Raw genomic sequence first — 2,994 nt, 5'->3', positions numbered from 1 at the left:
GAGATGTGTATAAGAGACAGAATGTTTGCCGGCCACCCGCCGTCGGTGGTTGCGCCTGTTGCTGCGTTGGTAGAGCTTGTCGAAACCTATTCGCAGGCGATTCCATCATTATCGCGGTCGAGTGCATCCCTGTAGCCGGGCTGGCCCCTAAACAGTGGAGCCTTCCCAGCATTCCTCACTGCAGTGCAGTTGGCGTAGTAGACGGCTGGGGACGGGGGAATATAGGGCGCAGCAATACGTGCTGTGGCGCCGGACGCTTTGACCAAGGCGGTGTAGCCGGTCTTTGACCCCGTGACCCTAGCCGCATAAGTCGCCCCGGCGGCACTGGCCGGGAGCCTATACGAAGCTGCTGTTGCGCCGACGACGGCCACGCCGGATCGGTACCACTGGTACCGGAGCGCCACCGGAGCCGGTGACCAAGCACCAGCGATCGCGGTCAGCACATAGCCGACCTTGGCGGTGCCAGTGATCCTCGGAGCAGTCCCGGCCAGTGACCCCTTGGCCACCGCGGCGGTCACCGCGGAGGTCTTGGCCAACGTCGAATAGCCGGGCTTTGACCCGGTCACTCGGATCGAGAACCTCGCCCCGGCGGCGCTGGCCGGAAGCCGGTATGAAGCAGCAGTCGCACCAACGATGGCAACTCCGGACCGGTACCACTGGTACCGGAGCACTACCGGAGCCGGTGACCAGGCACCCGGAATTGCGGTCAAAGCATAGCCAACCTTGGCAGTCCCGGTGATTCGAGGAACAGCCGCCACAAGCGACCCCTTGGCCACAACAGACGTGGCCGCGGAAGCCTTGACCAGCGAGGAGTAGCCCGTCTTTGCCCCGGTGACGCGGACGGTATAGGTCGCCCCGGCGGCACTAGCAGGAAGCCGGTAGGAAGCAGCGGTCGCGCCAGCGATGGCAACGCCGGCACGGTACCACTGGTACTTGAGAACGACCGGAGCCGGCGACCAGACCCCGGCGGTTGCAGTCAGTGCGTAGCCGACTTTGGCAGTCCCAGTAATCCTGGGAGTGGCCCCGACGAGCGAACCCGTGGCCACAACAGCCGAGGCCGCGGAAGCCTTAACCACCGAAGCGTAGCCGGCCTTCGACGCGGCAACGCGAACCGTGTAGGTGGCTCCGGCGGCACTGGCCGGAAGCGAGTATGTGGCCGCCGTTGCTCCGGCGACAGCTACGCCGGAGCGGTACCACTGGTAACTGAGTGTCACTGGGCTCGGTGACCATATGCCGGGGACCGCAGTCAGGGCATACCCAACCTTCGAGGTGCCTGTGATCTTCGGGGCAGCCCCAATCAGGTCACCCTTGAACGTGAACGTCCATGACGAGGCAGCTCCGGACTGAATATCATAGTCGGTTTTTGCCATCGCCGTCACTGTGACCGTGCCGGTGCCTAGATACGTTCCCGCTGCCACAGCCTTTCCGCCGACGAGGTAATCAGCACCTGTCGTATTCGGGATGGTGTAGGTGTCATCCTTCGTGCCGAGCAGATCGCTAAACACCACTGCAGAAGGGGACACTGAGTACGGAGTGGACTTGAAGGTTACCGACCAGGACACGGCAACGTTGGGCGCGAGGACGTAACCTGCCTTTGCTGTCGCAGTCACTGTGACAATGCCGGTTCCGGGGTACGTGCCAGCGGCCACGATCTCCCCGTTTATTTGATAGTCGACACCGTTCGTCGCCGGCACGGTGTAAGTGTCGTTCGATGTGCCGTTCTGGTCTGAGAACGCCACTCCCGCCGGGACCGCTTCATATGAAACGTTGGCCGTGGGCTCGCTGGTTCGCGTCTCCGACGTGTATCCGGGCTCCGAGCCGGTGACCTGGACAGTGATCGTCGCTCCGGCGTCATCAGCAGTCAGTTGGAGGGCTGCTTCGGCAGCCCCGTCGATGGCCACCCCGGAGCGGTACCACTGGTACCGGAGGGTGACCGAGGAGGGTGACCAGGTGCCCGCGTCGGCGGAAAGCGTCTTTCCCACGGTCGCAGGGCCGGTGACGGTGGGGACAACAGCATCTAGCGATCCTTCGGCGACCGGTGCCGTCGCAGCTGACGCGCTGGACGCGGTGACGTACCCGGCCCGGGAGCCGGTGACTTGAATTGTGATCGCCTTGCCGAGATGGTCTGCATTCAAGTCCAAGGTGGATTCGGTGGCTCCCACCAAGGGTGTGCCGTCAGCCAGCCACTGATAGTCAAAGACTGTACCAAGGGTCCAGTCACCAGCCTCGACCGTGAGCGTCTGGCCGACCTTGGCTTGGCCGGATACTGCCGGCGTAGCAACCGTGAGTGTTCCGTATCCGATTGCTGCCGTGGGTTCGCTCATGCGGGTTTCTGGCGAAGAGCCAGGCTGGGACCCGGTCACCTGCGCCGTGATCACTTTGCCCGCTTGGTCTGGACTAAGCACCAGCGTGGACCCGGTAGCTCCCTCCACCGGCACGCCGTCCGCCAGCCATTGAAATTCGAACGTAGCGTCCGGCGCCCAGGTGCCCGTCTCGACAGAGAGCGTGTGACCCACCACGGCCTCGCCTGTCACACCCGGCGTGGTGGTTGCAACGGCCTCAGTTGGCCCCGTGAGTGCGAACGGAACCGGCGCAGTCTGCGCGACGGTAGCGTTGGCTGGCATGACGCCGACGGCCGTAGCAGCAACTGCGATCGCAAGTGTTGCTGCTAGGCGCCCAGCCCATGTTGAGACAGTGGTGGCGCGACAATTTTCGGACATGGATCCCCCAATTACGTGAAGAACTTCAAGCTTCAACTGAGAGAACTATGCCATGCTTTTTCGCCGGCATTTTCCACGCGTTTGAAGTTCCCGCTGACGCCGATCAATCGACCATTTTCGATCAGGTCAACACTGCGCTCTTCCCCTTCGGGTAGCCGCGGTTTCAGGAAAGCCCGACGGCGGGGGGCCGGCAACCTTTTCTGGCCACCCGCCCTCGGGGTTTGCCGGTATTTATCGGGTTTTGGCCGCCGAAAGCCCCGGCCCGCTGAGCGTT

2 protein-coding genes are annotated in these 2,994 nt (G+C 63.3%); both read right to left on the bottom strand.

Annotation, left to right across the window (positions count from 1 at the left end; translation table 11 throughout):
• Nucleotides 1-86: 86 nt before the first annotated feature.
• Nucleotides 87-2,324: an excalibur calcium-binding domain-containing protein gene (locus tag ACFRAU_RS26005; protein ID WP_378002011.1), complete on the bottom strand. Its 2,238-nt coding sequence runs from the start codon at nt 2,322-2,324 to the stop codon at nt 87-89.
• A 428-nt stretch (nt 2,325-2,752) separates the two neighbouring features.
• Nucleotides 2,753-2,994 (bottom strand): hypothetical protein (locus tag ACFRAU_RS26000; RefSeq protein WP_378002010.1); only part of this gene is annotated, 242 nt, incomplete at its 5' end.

The organism is Arthrobacter sp. NPDC056691 (assembly GCF_042791415.1).
In the GTDB taxonomy this organism is placed as follows: Bacteria; Actinomycetota; Actinomycetes; order Actinomycetales; family Micrococcaceae; genus Arthrobacter.
This window is presented reverse-complemented; position numbering and strand designations above follow the sequence as displayed.

Excerpts from the sequence above, each read along its gene's own strand:
- ACFRAU_RS26005 (WP_378002011.1), bottom strand. The coding sequence starts at position 2,324 with ATGAGCGAACCCACGGCAGCAATCGGATACGGAACACTCACGGTTGCT.